20 protein-coding genes are annotated in these 23,460 nt (G+C 61.1%); 6 read left to right on the plus strand and 14 right to left on the minus strand.

Annotated features, from left to right (window positions below; translation table 11 throughout):
- Positions 1 to 89: 89 nt before the first annotated feature.
- From PGB28_RS14185 to PGB28_RS14205, 5 genes are read right to left on the minus strand one after another with little or no spacing between them, the layout of a single operon-like run.
- Positions 90 to 1,301 (minus strand): hypothetical protein, encoded by a 1,212-nt coding sequence (locus PGB28_RS14185; RefSeq protein WP_271422177.1) that lies wholly within the window; start codon positions 1,299 to 1,301, stop codon positions 90 to 92.
- Complete coding sequence (locus tag PGB28_RS14190; RefSeq protein WP_271422178.1) at positions 1,252 to 2,187, minus strand: sulfotransferase family protein; 936 nt, start codon at positions 2,185 to 2,187, stop codon at positions 1,252 to 1,254. Before PGB28_RS14190 ends, PGB28_RS14185 begins: the two co-directional genes overlap by 50 nt.
- Positions 2,187 to 3,794, minus strand: a complete 1,608-nt coding sequence (locus tag PGB28_RS14195; protein ID WP_271422179.1) for a coiled-coil domain-containing protein — start codon at positions 3,792 to 3,794, stop codon at positions 2,187 to 2,189. Before PGB28_RS14195 ends, PGB28_RS14190 begins: the two co-directional genes overlap by 1 nt.
- Positions 3,769 to 4,629, minus strand: a complete 861-nt coding sequence (locus PGB28_RS14200) for an O-fucosyltransferase family protein (RefSeq protein ID WP_271422180.1) — start codon at positions 4,627 to 4,629, stop codon at positions 3,769 to 3,771. The genes PGB28_RS14195 and PGB28_RS14200 overlap by 26 nt, the downstream gene beginning before the upstream one ends.
- The gene (locus PGB28_RS14205) at positions 4,626 to 5,393 is read right to left on the minus strand and encodes a hypothetical protein (protein ID WP_271422181.1); all 768 of its coding nucleotides are present in this window, start codon (positions 5,391 to 5,393) and stop codon (positions 4,626 to 4,628) included. The genes PGB28_RS14200 and PGB28_RS14205 overlap by 4 nt, the downstream gene beginning before the upstream one ends.
- Positions 5,394 to 5,419: 26 nt before the next feature.
- Here PGB28_RS14205 and PGB28_RS14210 point away from each other — a divergent pair, with 26 nt between their 5' ends.
- Positions 5,420 to 6,205, plus strand: a complete 786-nt coding sequence (locus PGB28_RS14210) for a hypothetical protein (protein ID WP_271422182.1) — start codon at positions 5,420 to 5,422, stop codon at positions 6,203 to 6,205.
- A gap of 87 nt (positions 6,206 to 6,292) precedes the next feature.
- Here the strand turns inward: PGB28_RS14210 and PGB28_RS14215 are convergent, their stop codons facing one another.
- Together PGB28_RS14215 and PGB28_RS14220 are read right to left on the minus strand one after the other, a co-directional pair.
- Positions 6,293 to 8,563, minus strand: a complete 2,271-nt coding sequence (locus tag PGB28_RS14215) for a M10 family metallopeptidase C-terminal domain-containing protein (protein ID WP_271422183.1) — start codon at positions 8,561 to 8,563, stop codon at positions 6,293 to 6,295.
- A gap of 85 nt (positions 8,564 to 8,648) precedes the next feature.
- The gene (locus PGB28_RS14220; RefSeq protein ID WP_271422184.1) at positions 8,649 to 9,173 is read right to left on the minus strand and encodes a hypothetical protein; all 525 of its coding nucleotides are present in this window, start codon (positions 9,171 to 9,173) and stop codon (positions 8,649 to 8,651) included.
- A 319-nt stretch (positions 9,174 to 9,492) separates the two neighbouring features.
- Between PGB28_RS14220 and PGB28_RS14225 the strand changes: the two genes are divergently transcribed.
- From PGB28_RS14225 to PGB28_RS14235, 3 genes are read left to right on the plus strand one after another with little or no spacing between them, the layout of a single operon-like run.
- Positions 9,493 to 10,119 (plus strand): hypothetical protein, encoded by a 627-nt coding sequence (locus tag PGB28_RS14225; RefSeq protein WP_271422185.1) that lies wholly within the window; start codon positions 9,493 to 9,495, stop codon positions 10,117 to 10,119.
- A 30-nt stretch (positions 10,120 to 10,149) separates the two neighbouring features.
- Complete coding sequence (locus PGB28_RS14230) at positions 10,150 to 10,887, plus strand: hypothetical protein (RefSeq protein WP_271422186.1); 738 nt, start codon at positions 10,150 to 10,152, stop codon at positions 10,885 to 10,887.
- Positions 10,884 to 12,044 (plus strand): hypothetical protein, encoded by a 1,161-nt coding sequence (locus PGB28_RS14235; protein ID WP_271422187.1) that lies wholly within the window; start codon positions 10,884 to 10,886, stop codon positions 12,042 to 12,044. Before PGB28_RS14230 ends, PGB28_RS14235 begins: the two co-directional genes overlap by 4 nt.
- On the opposite strand, the gene PGB28_RS14240 is transcribed toward PGB28_RS14235, so the two are convergent.
- From PGB28_RS14240 to PGB28_RS14260, 5 genes are all read right to left on the minus strand, one after another.
- Positions 12,045 to 13,769, minus strand: a complete 1,725-nt coding sequence (locus PGB28_RS14240; protein ID WP_271422188.1) for a hypothetical protein — start codon at positions 13,767 to 13,769, stop codon at positions 12,045 to 12,047.
- Between the two features lie 94 nt (positions 13,770 to 13,863).
- Complete coding sequence (locus PGB28_RS14245) at positions 13,864 to 14,547, minus strand: sugar transferase (RefSeq protein WP_271422189.1); 684 nt, start codon at positions 14,545 to 14,547, stop codon at positions 13,864 to 13,866.
- A 496-nt stretch (positions 14,548 to 15,043) separates the two neighbouring features.
- Positions 15,044 to 15,979 carry a glycosyltransferase family 2 protein gene (locus PGB28_RS14250; protein ID WP_271422190.1) on the minus strand — a complete coding sequence of 312 codons (936 nt, stop codon included), beginning with the start codon at positions 15,977 to 15,979 and terminating at the stop codon, positions 15,044 to 15,046.
- Complete coding sequence (locus PGB28_RS14255; protein ID WP_271422191.1) at positions 15,976 to 17,484, minus strand: lipopolysaccharide biosynthesis protein; 1,509 nt, start codon at positions 17,482 to 17,484, stop codon at positions 15,976 to 15,978. The genes PGB28_RS14250 and PGB28_RS14255 overlap by 4 nt, the downstream gene beginning before the upstream one ends.
- A gap of 28 nt (positions 17,485 to 17,512) precedes the next feature.
- On the minus strand, positions 17,513 to 18,601 hold the full coding sequence (locus tag PGB28_RS14260; protein WP_271422192.1) for a glycosyltransferase: 1,089 nt from the start codon (positions 18,599 to 18,601) through the stop codon (positions 17,513 to 17,515).
- A 462-nt stretch (positions 18,602 to 19,063) separates the two neighbouring features.
- Here PGB28_RS14260 and PGB28_RS14265 point away from each other — a divergent pair, with 462 nt between their 5' ends.
- Both PGB28_RS14265 and PGB28_RS14270 read left to right on the plus strand, forming a co-directional pair.
- The gene (locus PGB28_RS14265; protein WP_271422193.1) at positions 19,064 to 20,077 is read left to right on the plus strand and encodes a hypothetical protein; all 1,014 of its coding nucleotides are present in this window, start codon (positions 19,064 to 19,066) and stop codon (positions 20,075 to 20,077) included.
- The gene (locus PGB28_RS14270; RefSeq protein WP_271422194.1) at positions 20,067 to 21,218 is read left to right on the plus strand and encodes a glycosyltransferase family 4 protein; all 1,152 of its coding nucleotides are present in this window, start codon (positions 20,067 to 20,069) and stop codon (positions 21,216 to 21,218) included. Before PGB28_RS14265 ends, PGB28_RS14270 begins: the two co-directional genes overlap by 11 nt.
- Here the strand turns inward: PGB28_RS14270 and PGB28_RS14275 are convergent.
- Both PGB28_RS14275 and PGB28_RS14280 read right to left on the minus strand, forming a co-directional pair.
- The gene (locus PGB28_RS14275) at positions 21,191 to 22,324 is read right to left on the minus strand and encodes a glycosyltransferase (protein WP_271422195.1); all 1,134 of its coding nucleotides are present in this window, start codon (positions 22,322 to 22,324) and stop codon (positions 21,191 to 21,193) included. The genes PGB28_RS14270 and PGB28_RS14275 overlap by 28 nt on opposite strands.
- Entirely contained in the window at positions 22,321 to 23,460 is a 1,140-nt protein-coding gene (locus PGB28_RS14280; protein WP_271422196.1) for a glycosyltransferase, read from the minus strand. The genes PGB28_RS14275 and PGB28_RS14280 overlap by 4 nt, the downstream gene beginning before the upstream one ends.

A 23,460-nucleotide genomic window follows, 5' to 3' on the forward strand; every position in this document is an offset into this window, starting at 1 on the left:
GCTAAGCAGTCGGGCGGATGATTATTAAAACTGGTTGCAAAAGAAAAGGCCCGAAATCCTCGTGCCCTGCTGCCGATTACCGGTCGGCTTTAGCGTTTGAAGCACCGCATGACGGTGCGCAGGGGCTTGGTCGCACGCCAAGACGTCGAGTCCTGAAACATCGCTAACATCGTAGACAAATCCTGTACTTGCCGCCGCCAGGCCGCATCCAAGCGCAGTTTTTCCTGTTTTTGAGCGGCTCGATCAGCTTCGGATTTCAAGAGGGCGGACTGCAGCCCAGCCACTTGCCGCAACAGAAGCTTCCCTTGCATCTCGGCTTCTTCGAGCCGAGATTTCGTTGCAGCGGCGGCTTCTCGCTCATTGGCTTTGGCACGTGATAGCCGTTCCTCCAGCTCCTGCACATGCTCGGAGAGATCGGCCCGCTGCGTTTCGATTTTGTCGAAACGAACTTGTGCTGCAGTCTCAGCGTCACGCAGACTGGTCTGAGACTGTAGCAAGGCATGCTCCAATTCCCGCACCTGTGCGGTGAGGTAATCTTGGCGGCTATTTGCTTCGTCGATCCGGGTCCGCGCTGCCGCTTCAATCTTCTGAATTTCCAATTCGGACTCTTTCAGCCGCTCGCCGTTCTCACGTTTTTCCTCCTCAGCGGTACGCAATGCGACCAGCTCTGCATCGAGAAGCTCGGGGCGTGAGGGGAGTTCCGTGAAATCGCCACTTGTGGCAGCATGCAACCGGTCGAGCAGTTCTCGGTGGTCAAGATGGCTGTCCAAAGCCAGCGCTGCAAGCGGTTCGAATTGCGGCTCTGCTACAAACCCGACATCGTCCTCGGACCAGAGTTCTGCCGGCCAATCATGCCCTTCGGTCAGTTCAGAAAAGGCTTCAAGCGTCTTGCCCGAGGGATTGCCAGTGCGCGGAAGTTCGAACAGCGCCATGCGCCCCCGATGGGTTCGACGCAAAGCCAGCAACGCATCGATTTCGGCTGTCCAGTCTGCAAGTGCCTGGAAAACGGACGCGCCGGCGACCAAACGCCGGGCCAATGCGGCAACTGGGGGCACATAAGCGGCTGCGACCCGGGTGTCACGGTTTTTCAAGGCTGTGGCTGCCTCTGCGATCTGGTCACAGGGGGCGATCTTTCCGCTTTCCTGCCCGCTTAGGATTCCCAGACGGATATCAGGCAAGTAGTTGCCAGTCTTTTTTTCCGTTTTTGTCATTGCATTTGTCTCGTTTGCACAGGCAGCTCCGCTTTTGCCGTCACGCGTCATAACCAAGTCGGGCACATAAATCCCGATAGACGTCGCCATCCCTGGCTTCTTGTTCCAGGGCTGCAGGGACTGGCCGACGGGAGCGCGGAGAAATGCGGTTGGAACTGCGTCCGCTGTCACCACTGATCCGTACCGCGGGCAGGATTGCTTCCATACCTGGCTGATAAGGCAGTTGCAGCGCGTCGCACATATCGTTGAGCACGGTTTCTGGTGCGGCCACAAAATCTTCGTAGCGAAAGAGCCGCAAGTCGGCGTGATGATCAAGGAACATCATGTATCGCAGAGCGTATTCCTCCAATGTATCGGGGGAAAAGTGAACCCATGCGTTCTGTCGCAGGGAAAGAAAGGAGTCCATCGGGTGCCGCACGCTCACCACTGAAATCACGTCGCCATGCCCGCGCAAGATATCATAGAGGCTGGGACGGCTTTCAGGGTCGATCCGCGTGCAATACTGCGAATGTGCATGATCGCGCAGGCACAAAAGCCGCCCCTGGTCGCTGAGTGCCCGGCGCATTTCCTCCAGCGCCGCCAGCCCGACCCGGCTGGCCACCTCGTCATTGATCGGACGCAAGGCCACGCGCCCGGCGAAGATCAGGTCGGAGGGCCGGAATTGCGGCGTCTTGTTTCGTTGCGGAAGTCCCATATGGCTCAAAGGATCAATTTCGCTCAGCAGCGTCACGTTGGGCATGACCGATATCGCCTTGCACATCAGCGATCCGCCGGTACAGGCCATGTGGTGAATGCTGCGCAACGGTTGCTCCCTGGGGGCGGCGGCGGCCAAATTGGCGCATTGTTCCAGCAGGGTGGGCATGGGCTCTGCCAGATCCGGGTCAAAGCTGTCTTCGTCCGGCGTGTAGTCCCGCAACAGATCCAGGGATTCCTCCAGCGAGGTCATCAGATCGCGTACGTCACCCGGTCCGGACATTACGTGTCGCTCCGTGGCTTACGCGTGCGGCTGGATGTCGAGGCGGTCTCGGATTTGTTGGTTTTGCGTTTCCGGGCTGTCTTGGCGTGCTTGCGCGGCGCGGGCTGCACCGGGGGCGCTTCGGTACCTGCATCAACGAGTTGCGCTGCGGCCGACGGGTCGGATTGGGTCAGCATCTGCAATTGCGCCGCTGCTTGTTGCAGCCGAGGGGTCAAAGCTTGCAACAGCTCCGCCTGCCGCCTGCGATCCGAGTCTGCCTCGTGATAACGCGCCTGAAGATCGCGCAGGTCGGATTGGGCAATACTTTGCATCCGGAGGGCAAGGGCCAGGTCACCGCGCGCGATTTCCTCCCTGGTCTTGAGTTCCTCGACCAGGGACGTCTTGGTCGCAAGGGTTTTTGACAGGTCCTCAGCTTTGGCCAGCGCGTCGTCGCGTTCGGCCTGTAGGCTCGTGATTTGGGAGGCCAGTTTCGTTTTTTCGCTGTCCACCTGCTGTTTCTCGGCGTTTAGAGCCCTGACCCGTTCGGTGCGTTCAGTGAGTTTATTCTGCAGGTCCGTTGAATGCTGACGCTGTTTGTCCAGATCTGTCCGCAGCCTTTCGACCTGTGGGCGTAGCAGCTCCAGATCTTTGCATTCGGTTTCCAACTGCTCGACGCGATTGATTTGTTCGGTGAGCTGTTTTTGCAGGGTTGCCTTTTCGGACTTCAGGCTCTCTTGCGCGGCCGCCAACTCGGCTTCACGCGCGGCCAACCGGGCTTCGAGCGCTTGATATGCTGTCTGGCTCTCTCGCAGTTCCCAGAACAATGGTGCCCGGTTGAAGTGCAGTTGTGGCCAGTCCGGGTCGCTGTCATCTCGATGATCGAGTACAAAGCCCCTATCCTGCAGCCATCCGGTCAAGGCCGCGGTATCCGCGCTGTCTTCGAACAGTGGTGCGATGCCGCAGCGTAAAGTGACGGAAATAACCCGGTCGAGCGATCCGGCGGCCTCCAGCGCTGCGAGGCTCTCGGCCTCTTCGCCGCCCGTATCAAGCCACAGGTCCAAAGCCCCTTCACCGGAGTGGAGCGCCTTCTGGATGACTTCGACAATACCCAAGCGACGCACGGTATGGCGCGCGCGTTCACGCAGGCCGGGAAACAGTTTGCGCAGATGCGAGGTTGGCGAGCGTAGTCCGCGCAGCCCGGGTTCGTTGTAGACAACCAAAGTAGCATCCTCGCCGCCTTCGCTCAGCATCGCTTCGATGACCTCGACGCGCTTATCGTCTTCGAACGAGGCGATCAGGTCCTTTGCCCGGGCCGGATCGGGCTCAACCACCAAAGCATTCTTAAACGCGCCCTTCAGCCACGGCTTGGGATCGGTCATTCCAATCAGAATGAGTGTCGCCGGTTCTTTCTGGTCTGATTTTTGTGCGTTGCTCATGCTCGAACCAGTGAAATACGTGGCGGTCTCTTTTGCACATAACGTATGGCATTTGGCAATACGATGCGTGATTGACCAGAATGGCTGTTTTCGCCCGGTTTTCGCGCGATCAGCAACAACGAAACGGCAGTTCGGCGGCCGCCCGTGGGGCATGCGCGAAGGCGTTTCAAAAATCCTGGCCGCTTTGTTCAAATGACCGGCCGGGGCGCGCAAGCCTCTGTGCCATGTCCGAGAATGAACTCCACGTGCTGGCCAGTAGCCTGTCCGCGGCAATGAGCAGCAGCAAATCCGCGAGGGCGTATTGCAATTGACGTGCCGAACGATCGTAAAGCTGACGCGGCAGATGCACCAGCCTGTTACCATATCGTGCGCCAAACCGCTCATAAGTTGCGGCGAGGTCGGCGGCGAGGAAAACCCGATCCGCCTTTCCCTCCTCGATGAGTTGGTCAAGCCGTCGCTCAAAGGCCTCGGGCTGGCTTCGTTCGCGCCAATGCAACATCTCGGCATGGCGTTCGGCAGGCCAGTTCTCCGGGGCTTCGTAACTCAGGTGATCGAAGCGTGGGCCTGTTGCCATGCGGATATGTGCCGCCACAGGGTTTGGGTGGGGCACCTGATCGAGCAGTTCCCGCACGGGCGCGGCCGGTCTCAGAGCCCTAAGGAAGGAATCTTCTCTTGCCTCGTCGCGATGAGAGCTCACGAGAGTATACGCGCTGCGCACATAAATATCGCCGTCGGGAAACGCCTCTGCCTGAACCGGTTCCTCATAGACCGCACCTTCTTCTATCTCCATGTAATTATAAACCCGGCTTGAGAAGCGACGGCAAAGATCGGCGACATCATCCTCTATTACGGGCCCATCATAGTCCAGAAGGTCACCTATACGGGCATTGCAGTGATGGTCGGGGCGCCAGATCACCACCAGTTCACGCCCCGTAGCTTGCGCTATCGACGCCCCGGACGCCATGGCGCGCAGCCGATTGCACAGGCCGTGCTGGACGTCGATGAAAAGTCTTGGCCTGTGGCTCATGATTCGCCCTTTTGCGCGCGTTGGCCGAGACGTTGCCAAAATGGCGTGCGATTTGAACCATCAGCCTGCTCTCCTGGCACCGGAAGCGGCGGGTTCCCATCAAGCAACGCGCGTGCCAAGGCTGTTTCACGTGTTTTAGCGGTGGCCTCTGCCCGCGCTGCCCGGCATTCGGCCGCTTTTTGTCCCGCGCGGGCCAGCGCTTCTTCCATCTGCGCGCGCTGCAACATCTCACACAGCTTCCGCCAATCCGACATCGCGGCTCCAAATCCGAGGTTGAGGCGCTGTTCGTTCGGGGCTTCTGCTCGCGCCAATAACCAGTCCGCAAGAGTTTGGCATTCCTCATTCTGCGCGATAAGCAGCGCCGCCAGGCCTAGCGGCAAAGGGGCACTAGATATGACGCCCGAGCGGTCCCAAGGCACCGAGATCGTCCAATTCGGACAGATCGTTTGCAATGCGGTTTGCGGGTCTTGAGACAGGCATTCGCGGGTAATGAAAGGCAAGTCCGGAGCGGCCTCAAGCGTGACGCGTGCGGCTTCCGCGTCACGTTGCCAGTGGGTCAGTGCCTGTTCCGGTTCGCTCTCGGGGGCAAGTGACAACAGCCTGCGGGCCAAACCCTCGAGCGGGCTGGCCATCACGGCCAAATCAGCCGGATCGGCCCTCGTCGCGAGGCTAGCGCCCAGGGCGGTCAATGCGTCCGGTAACGCATCACCATCAAGCACAAGTACGAAAATCTTAGGCCCGTGCCGATTGTCACGCCCAATCATTGTCTTATCCGGCCCCGTTCCTTGCAATGAATGCAGAGTATAAACCACACTCCCTGCTGGGTTTCCAGTCATCCACTGGCGAGCTGCTTGGCACATCATTCGCCCGCAAAGATGCTATAGAACAACGAAATCCCGAGCGGCTCGCCGGGGCGGTCGCGTTTCCCTGTTTCCAATGTTCTGCAAACTGCTCTAAAACCCCTGAAACCGCTGTTTCGCACATTCATTTCCGGAGACTGGATATGCCTCACCCCGTTGAACTGGCCGCTTCCCGTATGGTTGCAGATTTGCGGCTCAACCCCCAACTGCGGCGCGACTCAAACGTGTTGACGCTGACCGAGGGTGCCTATTTCAGTTGGGATGAGACGAACGGAGAGGTCGCGCTTGATGTCACTCCGGAGTTGGGCGCAATCATGCATTTGAAGGCATGGGTGTCGAAGGTGCCGAATTGGTTTTCCTTCAATTTTGAAATGGGTGATGCTGCCTTTACAGCGGGTGACGTGCTCGGGATCGCGCTGGAATACGAAGGCTTCGCAGGTGAAACGCTAAAGCCTTTCCTGCGCACCGCGCGGGATGGGGTGCTAGAGGATACAGTTCTGCAAGACTGGCTTGAGGGCAGTGCCGCGCGAGAAACACGGGTGCTGCTGCATCAGATCCGTGCGGTGGATCCGGCCGCAGGGGCACCGGGATATCATACGCTGGTTCTGCCCTTGCCCCTACGCGATTTTACGATGGAACTGCGCGACATGCGGCTCTTTGTGATACCAGCCGCGCGTGTTGGCCAACTGGTCCAGCCAACGCTGGGCGCTGCCTGAACCGGACTCCTCGGCCGGATCGGCCAAAGGGCCCCGGCCAAACTGTTCTGCCCGAGGGCTCCACGTGCCCGCTTGTGTCAACCGACACTAGAAAACGTCCAGCGCGCCAGACAGTCCGGTGGTCGTGTTCACGCCGTTCAGCGTGATCGAACTGCCGTCCGGGAAGCTCAGCACCACGTTGCCCGAGGCGTCGAAGGAGCTGAACTGTGCGATCACTTGCGCGTCGGTCAGTGCGCCATGCGTGCCAGTCCACAGCGCGTCGTCAATGCGGATATCGTCGCCCTGCGCCAGCGAGAAGCCGAAGATGTCATCATCGCCGAAGTTGGAGAAGAAGACAAAACTGTCAGCTCCTGTCCCGCCACCCATCAGGTCGTTGCCGGTGCCTCCGGTGATGGTGTCATTGCCGTTACCGCCAAAGATGGTGTCGTTATCGGCACCGCCCATCAGCGAATCCGCGCCTTCGCCACCGCCAATCGCGTCGTCGCCACCGCCACCCATCGCGGTGTCGTTGCCATCGCCGGTTCCAAGCGTATCGTTGCCCGCGCCGCCGCTCATCAGGTCGTTTTCAGTGCCGCCATAAAGCACGTCAAAACCGCCATCGCCGTTAAGCGTGTCCATCCCGACACCGCCGATCACAATATCGCTCCCGATGCCGCCGCTCACCGTGTCATTGCCGGAGCCGCCAACCAGAAGGTCAAGGCCCGCATTGCCGCTCAGGTTGTCATTCCCGTTGCCGCCGCCAATCGTGTCATTGCCGAGACCACCATTGATCACGTCAGCATTGTCGCCGCCGCCCAGCGAATCCGAACCGGCACCGCCTTCGATCGTATCCAGACCGGAGCCACCCAGGATGGTGTCGTTATCCGCCTGGCCTGAAAGCACGTCATCGCCAAGGCCGCCGATGATGATGTCGTTGCCGAACCCGCCCTCAACCTCATCATTTCCGCTGCCGGCGTTGATGATATTGTTGGCGGCATTCCCGGTGATGGTATCGTTGCCGGACCCGGCGTTCAGGTTTTCGATCACCGTGCCGCGCGCGATGCCCACATTGCCGATCAGACCGCCCACATCGGAAAACCGCTCGGAGCGCATATCGAACCTGTCATTGGTGGTGCTGTCCGACATATCGACCAAGTCCGTGCCGCCCTGGTCAAAAATGGTAAAGGCCATCGGGTCGTTGCCCACATTGCCATTGCCAGTGCCGCCTGCCAGATAATCGAAGATGTCATCAAGGTAGTTTCCGAGGTTCGAGTTTGTCCCGCCCCAGATGGTGTTGCCCGCCGTGCTGCTGGACCCGCCAGCTGCGCCGTAAAGGTTCTGGATGGCAACAATATCCGCCATCATCGCCGACATGACCAGCGCGTAGCTGGCATTGACTGTCGTGTTTTGGGTCTGGCTGAAATAAGACATGATGGACAGTTGCCAGCTGTCATTGGCAAAGTCTTCATCCACCCCATAGGTCGCCGCACCATTATAGCCGCCCTGATGGCCGAGACCCAGCGCATGCCCAATCTCGTGCACATAGGTCTGGAACGAATAGCTGTCGAGCGTTGTGCCATAGGTAGTCAGCCAACCGGTGCCGACATTGACGCTGGCCGTGGTGGTGAAGCCGCCTACCACACTGTCCGGACCGGCGAAGGCCCCGGGCTGGCTGTCATCGAAATTGATCTGGGCGGTGCCGGTCACTTCGACGAATTGCAGATCGGCCACCATTTCCCAGGCCTCCAAGGCCCAGCGCGCCAGTTGCTGTCCCTCCGCCGTCAGGTTGGTGATATTCACCGTGATCTGGTTGCTGGCCGAAGTGTCGAACCGGAAAGTCGAGAACCCCTGATCGTTCCAGTAGCCGTCCGTCAGATAGTTCGCCAACTCGTCCAACGAGGCGACTTGCGGCGGCGCGACTGCATTGACGCTCATCTGATATGTGCCGCTATAGGAGTCGTCCCAGGCCCCGGCAGCAACGTAGTAGGTGCCACCCGAGGTTGCGGTAAAGGTCAGGCTCGATTCCAGCCCAGGACCACCATCATCGTTGAACGTCACGAGATTCCCGCTGCTGTCATAGAGACGGAGGTAGGGGTCCGCCAATGTGCCTGCCCCCGAGGGCGCGCCGCTGAGGTTGATCTCATAGCTCTGCCCCGCTTGCAGCGTCACCGCCACCCAATCCCGGTCGCCGGTAAAGCCGATTTCGCCGGAAAACGTGTCGCCAACCTGCATGGAATATGTGGTTGCAATGCTGTCCGCAGCATCCGCGAGCTCCGTGATGGTGGCCAGCGAAGCGCTGCCGTCAAAATCCGGTGCAATCGGATTTGCACTTCCGTCTTCGGATTCCGGGTGCCGGGTGGGATCAAAGGTTCCTGTCATCGCGCAAAGGGTACACATGGCAAAATCTCTTTTTGGTCAGTCTTGGAAATGGAGGTGTTCAGAATAGCAGACGGGCGAAGCCCTGTCAGGGGGGATCGCGGAGGGCACTGGAAATACCCGGCGTCGCTTTGATCAGGTCGCGCGCAAAACGGGCCAATTGAGCAGAGCCCAGGTCGCGGTTCATCACGTCGAGCCTGAGTTCCGGACCGGATGTGGGTGGACGCTGCCCTTGTTGCCATTGCAACTGCGCCGTAAACGAGGATGGCCCGCCATCGGTCATCCGCAATGTGACGCCAAGATCACCGGGTCGTCCTGAGGGCACCTTGTCGTCAGACACCTGCCTAATGATTGCCGCAGAACCGACGGCTCCTGCCGTCTCGGCGAGGGCTTGCACCATCTCTCGGCACAAGACTGCAGCCGCTCCGGAAGCGGCCTCGCCGGAACACTGCAGAAATACAACCTGACGGTCAGGAGAACGGGCTTGGGCCATGTCGATCGGGATCAGTGTAACCGAGAGGGCAAGCAGGGAAAAAGGCAAACGGAAGATATCGGTCTTCTCCTTGTTATCAAATGCAGAGCACCAAAAATAATAACGCCCATGTGTTCTCAAGAGAAGTCAGCGTGGCAGTTCTTGTCAAGTTGTTAACCGGAGAATTCATGACTCAGGAGGGGCAAACGCGCGCCGGGCCAGTGCCTGCTTACTTTACAGCGTTCGGCCGCGCTGTCGGCAGGGAAACGACGGGACTTGCGATGAAGGCAAGAGCGGCGGCCGCCTCGGCACGCCAAGCAAGATCGCAACAGTCGGATCTTGGCCAAAACCGCGTTGGCCCGGGAGCGAAAATCTGCCAAGTCCCCGACCGCCACATCAGTCGGCGGCTTGACTTGACTGGACCGGGCAAACCCTATTTCCTGTTTGCAGAGGTTCCCAGATGTTACACAGACACTCCGGATTGCTGCGATCTGCGCTGGTCGTGAGCATGGCGCTTGCGCTGACGCTGGCCTGTGTCGCGGCGTTCTGGGCGCTGGGCCTGAATTGGCGCGCGGCGTTGCGCGATGCGGCGATCAGTATCTCCCCCGTCGCCGGATATCTCAGCTATCTTGGGATTGTGATGATCTTCCTTGCGGCGCTCAGTGCCTTCTGGGCGTTTGTGCAGACGCGCGACCCGGCTCTGTTCTGGCTGGGGTGTTTCTGTCTGGTCTTTGCCGCCGATGACTACCTGATGATCCATGAGGCGCTGGAAGATATCTGGTCTGTACTCGACCTTGTGGTCTATGCGCTGATCCTTGTGCTTTTCCTGCTGACCTGGCGCGCTTATGGGCAGGCCATCGGGCGTTGGGCTGTTTATCCGCTGATGGCCACCTTTCTTTTCTTTGTCCTGTCGATTGTCTTCGACAAGTTTTACGACGATTTTTCCACCCTGACCGGAATCCCATTGAAATATGCAACCGCATTTGAAGACATTCCCAAACTGGCGGGTATTCTCAACCTGTCGTTCTTTTCATTTATGGATTCCTGGCATGAAACACATTCCCCACGCCGCCCTGTTGCCCCATGATCAAGCCCCCAGGGCACCGGAACGCTGCTGATGAGTGAAAAGCTGATCCGCCGCACGCGCAAGGCTATTGCCATGTTGTTGCGCCCGATACGCGGCCTGCTCGGGGCGCGCGGCCAGCGCTGGGTGGCCCGCCAACTGAACCCGCGCGGGCAATTATACATCCCGCCGGAACTGGGGGTTGCGGGGTTCTTCGCGGCGCTGCGCGATCTGGGCGTGCGCCACGTGGTGCTGCGCTGGTTCGAAAGGCTGCCCCATGTCGAACGTGGCCATGATCTTGATATGCTGGTGTCTGATGCGGACTGGCCCCGGCTCAGGGCGCTTCTGTCGGATTGGCCGCTGGGGCAGAAAGTGGATGTCTATTCCGAAACCGGGCTGGACGGCACCGGCTATCGCCCCGAAAGGCTAAGCGCTGTTCCGGCCTTTCCCCGCGATGTTGCGGCGGCGCTTTTACGCTCGGCCCAAACGCGCGCCGGTGGCTGGGCCGTGCCCGCCCCGCAAGAGCATTTCCTGGGGCTCGCCTATCACGCGATTTACCTCAAGGGCTACGAATCCGGTCTGCCGCCGGATGCCGCCACCCCGGTCCGAAAGACCGGGTCGCGGGACTATGCGGCCGTGCTAACGGAACTGGCGCAGGAGATTGGCCTGACGCTGGAGCAGCCCGTCACCATGGCCGCGCTTGACCGAATGCTGCAGGGCCATGGCTGGACACCCTCCCGCCCGCATCTGGACGCGCTGGCTCCGGCCAATGCGTGGATCGCAACCCGGTGAGGGATGCGCTTGCCACCCTGTGCCTGCCCCAAGGCACTGCGCCCGCGACCTGTGCTGCGCTCCGTACTGCGCTGGCAAAGCGTGGCTTTGAGCATTTTGATACCCTGCCTCTGCCCGATACGGTCTGCGCGCATCTGCCGTCGCTTTTTCGCGACGGCGGCCGTGCCATGATCGCCTTTAACCCGCTGATGGCAGAGCGCGCGCAGCGCCCTGGTACGCTGTTCGATGATCTGGAACTGGAGAAGGCCGCGCATCTGATCTCGGTCAGTGTGGATACCGGTCAGACCCCGGTTCGCATCACCCGCAGCGCGGAGGACGGGATGCGGTTGGCGCGGGCCATCCTTCCGGCACCGCAAATGCAGGCACTTGACGCGCGTCTGCGGCAGCGCGTGGCAGAGCTGCGCACCACCGAAACCGTCCTGGCGGATCTCAGTCGGCTGAGCTATCGCGCCAAGGTCGAACTGATCGCACGTGACGATGGCAGCAAGGTGGTCAAGAAAACCTTTCTGCGCACCGGGCGGGACGCCATGGCGCGCGAAATTGCGTTTTACGATGCGCTTGCCGCCCACAGTGCAGTGCCCGCGCGCCTGCTTGAGCGCAGCGACACTGCGTTGATCTATGAATTTATCGATGACAGTTTCCGCTCACGCAGACGGTTTGGCAAACGTGTGCTCGCACCCATGCCGCTGGCGCAGATGCGCCAGCTGGCCGATTTTGTTCGGCTGCTTTGCGCGCTGGGCTGGGACCCAATTGATCTAAGCCCGCGCGACAATATCCTTGTCGAACGCTCGACCGGGCGTGTGCGGGCCATCGACTTCGAATTTGCCTATCAGCATGACGGCCCGACCGACCCGGACCGGGCCTATTTCCTGAATGGGGTTCCGCCCGGCGCGGATGTGCCGCAACCGGCCAATAATGCCATGGACAGCGATCCCTATGGTTTGAAATGGCGGCCCTATATCGGCCTGGACAAATCAAGCTTTCTGCAGGACCCGCCCGGCAAACAGGCCATCAAGCGGAGCCTGCTGCATCCCTTCTGGATCACAGGGCATCTGGCGACCGAGGCGCTGCGTCGCCGCCAAAGCCGCAGGGTGCGTGACCCCGCGCTTGCAGCGCTGACCCTGCCGGTCTTCCCGCCCGGGGACCTGCCGCTCTGATTAGCCGCGATACCCCCGCCTCAGGCGATCGCGCAACGCGCGCAGCGCTTGCTTTCCCCGCATCATGGCGGATCGCAGCGGATAAACCAGCCAGCGATGCAGGCGCATCCGCTTGACATCGCCGCTTAGGAACACATTCCGCGGCAGGCCCAGCACGGGATACCAGTGGCGGGTATAAAAAGCCTCGGCCACCATTTCCGACAAAGGGACAGGCGCCGTGCTCCGGGCGATGCGGTCAAACCCTGCACAGCGTAGCTGACCATTACCCGTGATCCACAGAGCACTGCCGGGTGCCCATCCCAGCGGGCAGGCACCGGTTTCGCCCACGGCTTCCAGAAGCGCGCGCAGCCGTTCTGTCACAGAGACCGGCACGGGGTGCGCCCGGTCCCGGACCGGATGAAACTCCGCGCCGGGCGCGTCCAGATCATGCCAGCCCGCACCGCTTTGTGTCACGGCCAGCATGTCCGGCCATTTCGAGACCAAAGCCTGATGCATTTCCAGTGCCGTATCCTGATCGGCGCGGTATTGCGGGCGATAGACCCTGCGGAGGCGTCCGCCCCCCGTCGTTGCGTCCGGCAGTGTCACAAGTGCCGCCGCGATATCGGGTCCGCCCGAAGCCATATCAGCGCGCCAAGGCTGCGTGATGATCCGCGCAATGTCTGCCTGCCGGTCTTCGACGGTTTCCGTGATGGGCGCAAGTTCGGTCGGTTCGAGGATCTGGCGCAAGAGCCGCAGCGCCTCGGTGCTGGTGTCTGTGGAATGGACCGGGTTGAACTGCGCCGCGCTCTCAACGTCCTGCAACACCGCTTCGCGAGCCGCCAGTTTGGCCGCCAGCGTGCGCGCATTGTCCAGAAACGGATGGCGTGCGCGCGTCCGCGTGTCCGGTGGGACCGGGAACACATCCAGCGCAACCCAAAGCCGCACAGGTGGACCGCCGCTGACGGGATAAGGCCCGTTCCCCCAATTGCCGCCCCGCGTGGATAGCCGGACCTGCTCGGCTCGGTCGCCGGTCAGCGGTATATCGGCAAGGATTTCCATGCCTTCCGCGGCGATGGCATTGCGCATGCGGTCCACGGCACCCAGTTTCTGCGCCCGCTCGCGACAGAAATAAACCGCAAGCCCCGGGGGCTGGCTGTCTTGCGGGCCAAGCGATGGCAGCAACCTGTCGCGTATCCAGCTATCGCCAAGACCCAGCCGCTCCAGCATGTCGATGGGCGGTCGCCAGCCCGCATCCGCCAGACAGGCGTCAAGCGCCGCCCGGTCGCGATACTGCTCAACATTGATCCCGGCATCTGACGCAAGGCGCCGGATCTGTTCGAGTCCCCTGACTGACGCCGGACGGGCCTGTGCATCGACAAGATTGAAATAGGTCGCCAGATATGCTCCGATGTAAAACCTGTCGGCGGCGCTCAGCCCGGGGTCGCCGGATGCCCTCTGCAACAGGTCCTCGGCAAGTCTGGCGGGAAACAGCGCCAGAGTGATCGCCCCCGCCGCCCCTGCCTGAACCGAAAATCCGCCAGCCTGCCCGCCAGACAGCGTATAGACCTTGACCGCTTGCCCGCGCAGAAGCGCCCGCACGCGCGCCGCATCGCCATCGGCAACCAGAACCGCAGTGCCCAAAGCGCCAACGGGGCCAAGATCAATGGTGGATATCCCGGCCTCCCACAGCGATCTTTCCAGCGTGCTACGCGATCCCGGCCGGGCCAGATGAAGCGGCGCGTTCATGTCCGCGCGCCCTTATGTCGCCGGGCTCGGTCAGGACCTGTCCCCGGTTCCGTGAGTGTGGCGAGGGGCACAACCCACCCCGCCCGAGCCGAGGCTATTTTCCGTTGTGCAGGAACAGGCATACAAAAGCCGTCCGAAACACGATCTTTACGTCATGGCGCAGCGATTTCGCATCGACATAGGCCAGATCCTGAACGCATCTCTTGTGGAAATCATAGGATTTGTTGCGATCAACCTGCCAGTCGCCGGTCAGCCCAGGTTTCACGCACAGGCGCCGCATCTGCCATGGCTCGTACAGCGCAAGCGGATGCGAACAGGCGCGCGGCCCGACGATGGCCATGTCGCCCCTGAGCACATTGAAGATCTGCGGCATCTCGTCGATGTAATAGCGCCGCAAAACCCGGCCGATGGGCAGTACCCGCGGGTCTTGGGTCAGCTTGAAGCCGGCCCCCTGTTCTTCGCGATACCCCGGAAGTTCGCGCTTCAGTTCCTCCGCCTTGGGCACCATGGTGCGCAGCTTGTAGATTCTGAAAGGCTTGCCATTCAATCCGTAACGCACCTGGCGAAAGAAAACCGGCCCGGCGGGTGATGACAGTTTGACCGCAATCGCGGATATCGCGATCAACGGCAGAAATATCGGCAAAAGTATGATCGATACAATAATATCGAACAGCCGGTAAATTGCGCGCTGCACGCTCTCGCGGCGTTGATCATCCCGAATTGAGATAAGATCGCCGGACAGGGTTTTTGAATGTAAGGGGTCCGAAAAATGGGACATTGGGTTTCGCTTCCTTCAAAAAACTATACTAATCCACATGCCAAGATCCGATCGGGCGTTGACTCCCCTTCTTCAGGGGGCACGCCAAAACCGATACATACGGCAGACAAGACCCACCGAACCTGACTGCTTAAGAAACGGACCTTTTCGCGTTCCGCTTCATGGCAATAGCCTGTTTTGTTATTTGTTTCCGGACGCTCAATAGCCGTCCAGATGCGGGATCATGATGCCCGCAGCTCGTCACTCAATGCTGATAGTGTGATCTGAAGTTGCTGTGAAAATCAACGACGGGTCTGTATCAAATTAAGGAATATGGCGAAAAAAAGGCAAAAATAAGGCAGCATCGCAACGATAGCTTGTGAGAAAATAATTAACAACAACCTACAATACCTGCCACCGCATAAAAAGTTTCTCACAAACCGATTCGAGAATCAAGCGGGAGCGCCATTGGAGGCCCTTTGACAGATCGTCAGAAAATGCGGAACGTACCCGGAAGTCAGTGTTTTGACTGTGCATAAAATCGTTTGGTCGCGTCAAAGACCCGCTCGCCCGCGAGAATGCGGATGAGAAGCTTCAGTTTCGCCGCCCCGTCCCGAAATGGCCAGACGAGCAGCGCGGCGAATGCAAACCCTGACCCAACTGCGCGCTGCCCAGCCACGCGGGCGATATCAGCGCGGCGAAACAGGTATTCGCCTTGGGCGGACAGCCACAGGCCCGGACGCCGCCAGACCGGCGCCAGCCGCTGTGTTCCTGCCATCGACACGCGGCGAAAACTCTGTTGCCGCAAGACGGGATTACGATGGGAATGGTTGGAGCCGTGCCAAGAATATTCAATCACATCCGTCGCGACAAAGCCGATATCGCCAACTTCCAGCAACCGGATCCAAAGGTCCCAGTCCTGCCCCCACAGGATCCCCGCATCAAACCCGCCAACCGCCTCGAGCGCGGATTTGCGGATCATCGTCATGGATGGATTTCCTACACAATTGGTTACGGGCAAATTCCGCCGCAGGTCGGAACGCTGCCGGGCGCTGTAGGGATAGGAGCGTGTCGTTGAACCCGCGTCATTGCGCCAAAGCTTGCCACCGCTGACCGCGACGGTGCCGGGATGACGGGCCAGATAGTCCCTTTGCAGGGCGGTCTTGTCGGCGCACCATTGATCGTCGGCATCCAGAAATGCGATGAGCGACCCGGTGGCCGCGCGCAATCCGGCATTGCGCGCCGCGCCCGGCCCGGCATTGGCCTGTTGAATGATCTCGACCCCTTCGATGCCCCGAACGATGCGCACGGTGTCGTCGCTGGAGCCATCGTCCACCACGATGATCTGGTCCACCGGCACGGTTTGCGCGCGAATGCTGTCCAGTGCCCGCGCGACAAAAGCCGCGCTGTTATATGTGGTGACGATGGCGCTGATGCTCTGCCGGTCGGTCATGGGCCGCTCTCCGCCCCACTCTTCGCCCCGGTCGTCGCGCCATCCCGGCGCAGCAAACCGATCATCTGAGTGTAAGACCGTGGGCTGATCACCCGGACCAGCGCCACATAAAGCGGAAGGCACACGAGGATCAGCACGCCCAGTTCCAACAGATCATTTGACCCGATCATCGCGGACAGCGCCGCTCCGCACAGCCCCATGACCGCCGAGGAGAAAAGCGCGGGCCACAGGGCCCGCATCATGGCAGCCAGCGATATTCCCGCAAACCGTCCCGCTACGACACTGTCGAGCGTGACATAAAACAGCGCCAGCCCCACCTGCGCCACGGCGACACCGTTGATCCCCCAGCCCACCGCAGACCATAACACCACGACCAGCACGGGCAATTTGGCAAAGGACAGGTTGCGTAGAATATCGGGCCGGTTCAGCGCCTTATAGAGAACGCCCGGTGCATATCCCACCGATGAAACCGCTAGGGCGACCGAGACCGCCTGCATCGGAAAGACCGCGCCGCTCCATCGCGCGCCGTAGAAGGACAACACAAAAGCCTCTGAGATGACCGCCATGCCGATTCCCATGGGTAGGGTCAGTAAGGCAATGAACCGCAAATAGGTCAGGTAATATTCCCGTGTTTGATCGGGGTTGTCACGCAGCCCCACCAGCACCGGATGCACCACGTTGCCCACCGCGCCATTCAGCGTGCGGATCACCAGTTCCGGCAGGCGATAGGCCATCGTGTAAAGCCCCAGCGCCCCGGCACCCAAAGCGCGACCCACAAAGCCATAATCGATATTGCCACGCAGCGCACCGATCAATTCCACCCCGATCATGCTGCCGCCATAGCGCATCACCCGGGCGACGGCGTCGCGGTCGAACTGCCGCGAGGGCCGCCAGTCGCACACCATCCAGAAGGCCAGCGTGGCAAAGAGCGATCCCGCAAGCTGCCCCCAGACCAGCGACCAGACGCCAAAGCCGTTCAGCGCCAGAGCCACGGCCACGCAGCCTTTAACAATATTGCGCCCGACCACCGGCACCAGCTTGGCCCGGAAGCGCAACCGTACGCTGAGTATGGCGTTATGGACCAGCCCGAAAGACTCGATCACCAATACCAGCGCCAGCACGCGGAACAACTCGGTGACCTCGGGCGCGCGAAAGAAGTCGGCGAGCGCGGGCGCAATCGCATAGGCCACCGCATAGGACAGCAGCGCCGCCGCGATTCCCAGAGCGAGCACCGAGCTGCCGTCGCGTTCGGCCTTGTCGCCTTGGGAAATCAGTGCCGCATCCAGCCCGAAACGGCTTATGATGTCGAGAAACTGCATGGCAAATATGCAATAACCCGCCAGCCCGAACTGTTCCGGAATCAGCAGCCGCGCAAGGACAATGGTGGCAATGAAGGTCGCGGATTTCCCAAGCACCGAAGCAAGATAGGACCAGGCGGAATTGCCGACCGTGGTCCGCGCAATGGCGCGCCACGCGCGTGTTCTGGCGTCCCCGGCCCCGGTCACGGCCTGTTATCCCGTGTCCGCCAGACCATCACCGCGCCGGTTTGCTCCACAGTACCGCATCCTTGCGTTTCGCAAGATCCAGCCATGCCAGGACGATAGCGGCATAAGAGCTGAGGATGTGAAACGCGATCGACGCGGGTTTCCAACGCTTGCCAATCCGTTGCAGACCGGGGTGCAGCGCCGCCGCCAACACCACGGCCAGATGGGCCAGCGCGATAACGCCCATGGCCCCCGACCACGCACCGTCTGACAGCCACAGCCCTGCGCTGCTGAGCCATGAAACGACAAACAGGAACGGCAGTACCAACCTGAGCACCTTGTGCGACAGGAACGCGATCATCACGAAAGGGCGGCGCAAGGGCCAGACATCCTTGCGGAAAATGAGCTTCAGGCGACCCGTGTTGATGCGCCTACGCCGCTCCACCTCAAGTCCGGTCGCGGCGCTGGCTTCTTCCCAGCTATGGGCGTCCGGCGCATAGCGGACATTGCGCCCGCGGCTGAGCATATGCATGGCCAGCCAGGCATCGTCATTGACCACGCCGGGCGGAATGCCAGTCCAGTCCCGCGCGCGAATGGCGGTCAATTCACCCACGGCGGCCACCGTCGCGCCCAGGCGGCTTTCCTGTTGTCGAATGAAGGATTCGTAGCGCCAATAGGCACTGTCGCCCGTGGCCACGGAGCCGCCGATGCCGGTCGGGGCGGCATGGACATGTTTGGCACCGCTGACCAGCGCTACGCTCGGGTCTCCGAATTTTGCGGCAAGCTGGGCCAGCGCATCGGGGGACAGCATGGCATTGGCATCGGTGAAGCACAGGATGTCGGCCACGGCAGCTTGGGCCCCACGGTTCATGGCATGCGCCTTGCCCCGCCTCTCGGGGCTGAAGAGCACCCGGACCGGCACCGGGCTGTCCCCGATCGCCACCTCTTGTGCAACCCGTTCGGTTCCGTCCTCAGAGCCGTCCGCCACCACGACGATCTCATGCGGCAGGGGCCGCAATGCCATCGTATTGGCCAGTTTCCCGGCAATCACGCCCGCTTCGTTATAGCCGCAGATGATCACCGAGATGGCCGGGGACTCTTGTGCCTTTGAGCCGGGGCGCAGTGGTGGTTTCGGCAAGATCCATAAAACCAGCGGGTAGAGAACGTAATGATAAAGTTGCAAAAACAGTGACGTGCAAAATGCAATCCAAACAAACAAATTCAGGCTCCAATTGCCCAGTATGGGTCGAACGCTAGCCCCTCTGGGGTCACAGGGCAAGAACCAGCTATCAAAGGTTGATGTTTGGCGGCCTCACTCCCCTTTAAGGTGCGCGTGCGCCGTTTTGAAATGGTTCTCCGAAATCATGCTGAATGACAGCCACCTTGGGGCGACTGAACGGGGGCGATCTTTGCAGTGACATCCGGGCAATCTGACGGGATATTGGTTGTCATGGCACGCACTGCGCATATCCCGGATATTTCCCGGTTTTGGCCCTGGCTTTCGGCAGTGGCTGCAATTTGCTTTTGCTTTGGCGCGGCAACACACGCAAAAGCAGAGCCGGTTGAACTGCATATACCCGCCCCAAAGCTGGCCTCGCCCGTGGCACCGGAACTGAAGGATCGCCCGACAATTGCAACCGTTCTGCCATGGAATCAGGACAAGAAGCCGCTGGAGCGATATGATCTGTCCTGGCAGGCCACGCCAAAGCCGCATCCCGGCAAGGGACTTTCCCTGACCGAGATTTTCTGGGCCTATAATTTCCCCAATTCCGCCTACAGCCTGTATCCGGGCATCGAGGCTTATACACGCCCCGCGACGCGCAAAAGCTCGTCCGAGGATGGCACGCTGGTGCGGATCGCTTTTGATCGTCCGGGTTTTGCCGCCTATATCGCGGATGTCGCCATTGAACGCGCTGCGCGGCTTGGGGCTGACGGTGTGTTTCTCGATGGTTGGATCGACCATTCCCGACGCGGCTTTCCCAAACCCCGGCAGCGCGCCGCCCGACAGGCGATTGCGCGACAACTGCAGGCGCGCGGCGGCCCGGGCTTCATCATTCTTGGCAATGTGAACTGGAGCACGGATGTCTCCACCCATGACGCGCTGAACGGTGTGTATCTTGAATTGCTCAAAGAGCCGGACCGGACCTATACGGATGATGAACTGGCTCGGATCGAAGCTTTGCTGGCGCTCCATGACACGGCGCTGCGCCCTCCAAAGATCGTGGCGCTGGAAGCCTGGCGGCTGACTTCCGGCGACGCGGCACGCGATGCTCCGGTCAATGATCAAATGGCCCGGCTGTTCGCTGCCATGGCGATGGTTGTGCCGCGCAACGGCTATGTGATCTATGCCGACAACAATTCCGACACCAAGGCATCGGACCATGACCATGTCTATTACGATTTCTACGACATCGACCTTGGCGGGCCGGTCAGCCATGGCATGACGATTGCGCCGGGGGTGGCCTACAAAATGTTTGAGACCGGAGTGATCGTCTATAACCGCACGGCGCAGGATGTCACCCTGCGCTTTGACGGGTTCGCCCCGATAGCTGCGCGCGCGCGCAGCGGGCGGTTCTGCCTCCGACTGGAGCGGGAGCTGGATTGTGACCTCTGATCCCCAGCGGCGCTTTGCCTTTGTGGTGAATGCCGATGTGCCGATCGCCAGCTGGTCGGTGCTGGCAGAATTACAGCGCTGTTTTCCCGCCCATCAGGTGGATCTGTTCAACACCGCCAACGCGCTGCGTGCTGATCGGGGGGCGCTTGCCCGCTGCGCGGCCGAGGCGTTGGTCACCTATCCCGGTGATATCGTGCTGCGGCGCAAACGGCTGCGCGACGCGCTGTTCCGCACCCGGTCGGTCGCGCGTTTCGTGCAGGGCCATCTGCACGACATGGTGCATCCGGACACCCATGATTTCGTTTTCCAGATGCAGTCGCTGTGGTCTGCGCGTGTCCCCGGCCTGCCGCATTTTCTGTATACGGATCACACCAACCTGACCCATCGGACCTATCCTGACACTGATCCAGGCGCACTTTACAACGCGGATTTCCTGGCCCGCGAAGCCGAGATCTATCGAAATGCCACCACGGTCTTCACCCGTAGCGAAAACATCCGCCGCAGCGTCGTCGACGACTACGGAGCAGATCCCACGCGTGTCGATTGCGTCTATGCTGGCGCCAATACCGAGACGCCGGAAACGCAGGTCACAAATCAGCAGCATGCGCCGGATATCCTGTTTGTTGGCATGGATTGGGCGCGCAAAGGCGGGCCGGATCTGGTGCGCGCCTATCGTGATGTGCTGAAGGCGCATCCCGACGCCACGCTGACCATCGTGGGCTGCACGCCTGACGGGCTGCCGGATCTGCCCGGGCTGCGTGTAATGGGACGGCAGGACAAGGCGCAGTTGATCGCGCATTACAACGCGGCGTCGGTGTTTTGCATGCCAACGCTGCGCGAACCCTTCGGAATTGCCTTTATCGAGGCGATGGCATTTGGCCTGCCGGTGATCGGCACCAATCTGGGGGCCATCCCGGATTTCATTCATCCTGGGGAAACCGGCTGTCTGGTTGAACCCGGGTGCTCCGACCAGATCGCAGATGCTCTTTTGCGGCTGCTGGGCGATCCTGCCCGCGCCGCGGCAATGGGCCGTCGCGGGCAGCAGCTGGCGCAAGAGCGGTATAATTGGCCCGCCGTTGTCAGCCGGATGGCCGCCCATATCAGACCGGCGCTTCAGCGGGGTGCCGCAAGATCTCGGTAAAGCTGCCGCAGCTCCGCGACCCAGCGTGTTTCGTTGTGATCCGTCTCGACCTTGGCGCGGGCCGCGCGGCCAAGCCGCTGCCGCCGCTCTGTATCCCCCGCGAGATCCGACATCGCTTGGCGCAGCGCCGCGCCATCACCGGGCGGCACGATGACCGCATTGCCCGGATTGGCCACCGTTGGAATATCCCCCACCGCCGTAACCACCACGGGCAATCCACAGGCCATCGCCTCAAGCATGGCCAGCGGCAGACCTTCCCAGTCCGAGGCCAGCACAAAGACATCGCTGGCCCCGAGCAGATCATTCACATCGCTGCGATTGCCAAGAAACCGCACATGCGCGCCCAGACCCTGCGCGTCGACCTGTGCTTCCAGCGCTTTTCGAAGCGAACCGTGCCCGACGAGCCAAAGCTCCGCCGACGGATGATCGCGCAAGACTCCCTGAAACGCGTTGATCAGTCCGCTGGTGTTCTTTTGCACTGACAGGCTGGCCACCGATATGAAAACCGGCGCGTCCGGGGCTGCGCCGATCCCGGCGCGCACCCTGTCGCGCGGGGCAAGGCTTTCCGGCATGGGCACCGTGTTGGGCATGGTGACAATCGCGTGCCCGGGCAGGACGCCTTGCCAGGCACGTGTCACGCTGGACCCGACCGAGATGATCAGGTCGGCGAAACGGCGCAGCACCAAACGCTCCAGCGCGTTGCGTAACCGTGCCGAGAGGCTCTTGGCCGGGCGCGAGACATTGTGCAGGGTCACCACGGTTTTCATGCCCGCCAGTTTCGCCAGCGGCAGGAAAATCAGCGTTGCATGCTGCATATGGGCGTGCAGAACATGATCGGCCCGCGCATTCAGGATCGCGTGGGCAGAGCGCCATGTGCGCCACGAAAACAACCGGCCATGGCTGAGATAGGATAATGGTATCGGCAGGAGCGCGGCCTGTTCTTCAAACAGCGTGTCCCGACGTGTCACCACCACGATGCGCGCAGTCTCAGCATCGCAATGGGCCAGAAAGCGCAACACCATGCGCTCGGCCCCACCCACCGCAAGCGAATCCAGCGCGTGGGTGATCCGTGGCTCCTGGTGTTTTTGCGTGATCTCTTTGGTCATGGTTCGCCGTGCCCCCGGCCCAACCGGCTGTAGCAGTCCAGCGTCACGCGGATCATCGCATCCAGCGACATGGCCTGCCCGACCCTGTCGCGCATCGAGTGACCGATGCTGCGCATGTCATCCGGTTGATCCAGTGCCCGCGCCATCAGCGCCACTAGATGCGCATGATCGCCGGGCGGGTAGAACAGGATATCGCGGCCATCCTCGAAAAGCTCTGCCGCGCCGTCGATCTTCGGGCTGATCACCGGCAGCGACACCTGCGCCGCCTCGAGCATGACATAGGGCAAACCCTCGGCATGAGAAGTCAGGCACATCACATCCGCCTGCGACAAAAGCCCCAGCACATCGCAGCGATAGCCGGTGAACCCGACCCGTCCGGTCAGCCCAAGCTCTGCGACCTGCGCCTCAAGCTCGGCCCGTTTGCCCCCCTCGCCAATCAGGCAGAGCCGCGCGCGGGGTGCCCCGCGCTGCACCAGGTCGGCAAAGGCGGTGATGAGCATGGGCAGGTTCTTCTGGTATTCCAGCCGCCCGGCAAAGGCAAAGACATGACATTCCTCGGGCCAGCCGAATTCCTGCCGTAGCGATCCCGCGGGCGCGGGCACCACGTCCAGATCGACGCCATTATGGCTGAGCGTGATATGCCCGGACGGAATGGACAGCGTGTCGAGATAGTCCGCAATGGTGCCCGACACCGCCAGAAACCGGAACCCGGCCCGTTTGCACAAGCGCAGTGCCTGTTCATGCACCCAGCCCTTGAGCTTCGATTCATTGGCTACACGGTAATTCGTGTGTACCGAAGCCAGCCGCCCCCGCGGCCCCCAGATCGGCGCGCAAAGCGCGGCCCAAAACTGCGACTGCACGTTATGGGCATCAATCACGTCCGCATTGAGCCGCCGCAGCGCATCGCGCAGGTGCAAAAGCTGCCGCGGATCGGCGCGCCGGTGAGATACAGGGATACAGGCCAGCCCCTGTGTGTCCAGCGCCTTGTGCAGGGGCGAGCCCTGCAGGACCATGACCGCATAGGGCCAGCCAGCCCCGGCCAGCCCCTGTGCAGTTTGCTGGACACGTACATTGACCCCGCCAAAGCCTTTGGCGAGCGCCACGATCAGCACGGACGGTGGCTGCGACGACCACAT

Source organism: Primorskyibacter aestuariivivens, from assembly GCF_028023675.1.
GTDB lineage: Bacteria > Pseudomonadota > Alphaproteobacteria > Rhodobacterales > Rhodobacteraceae > Marinovum > Marinovum aestuariivivens.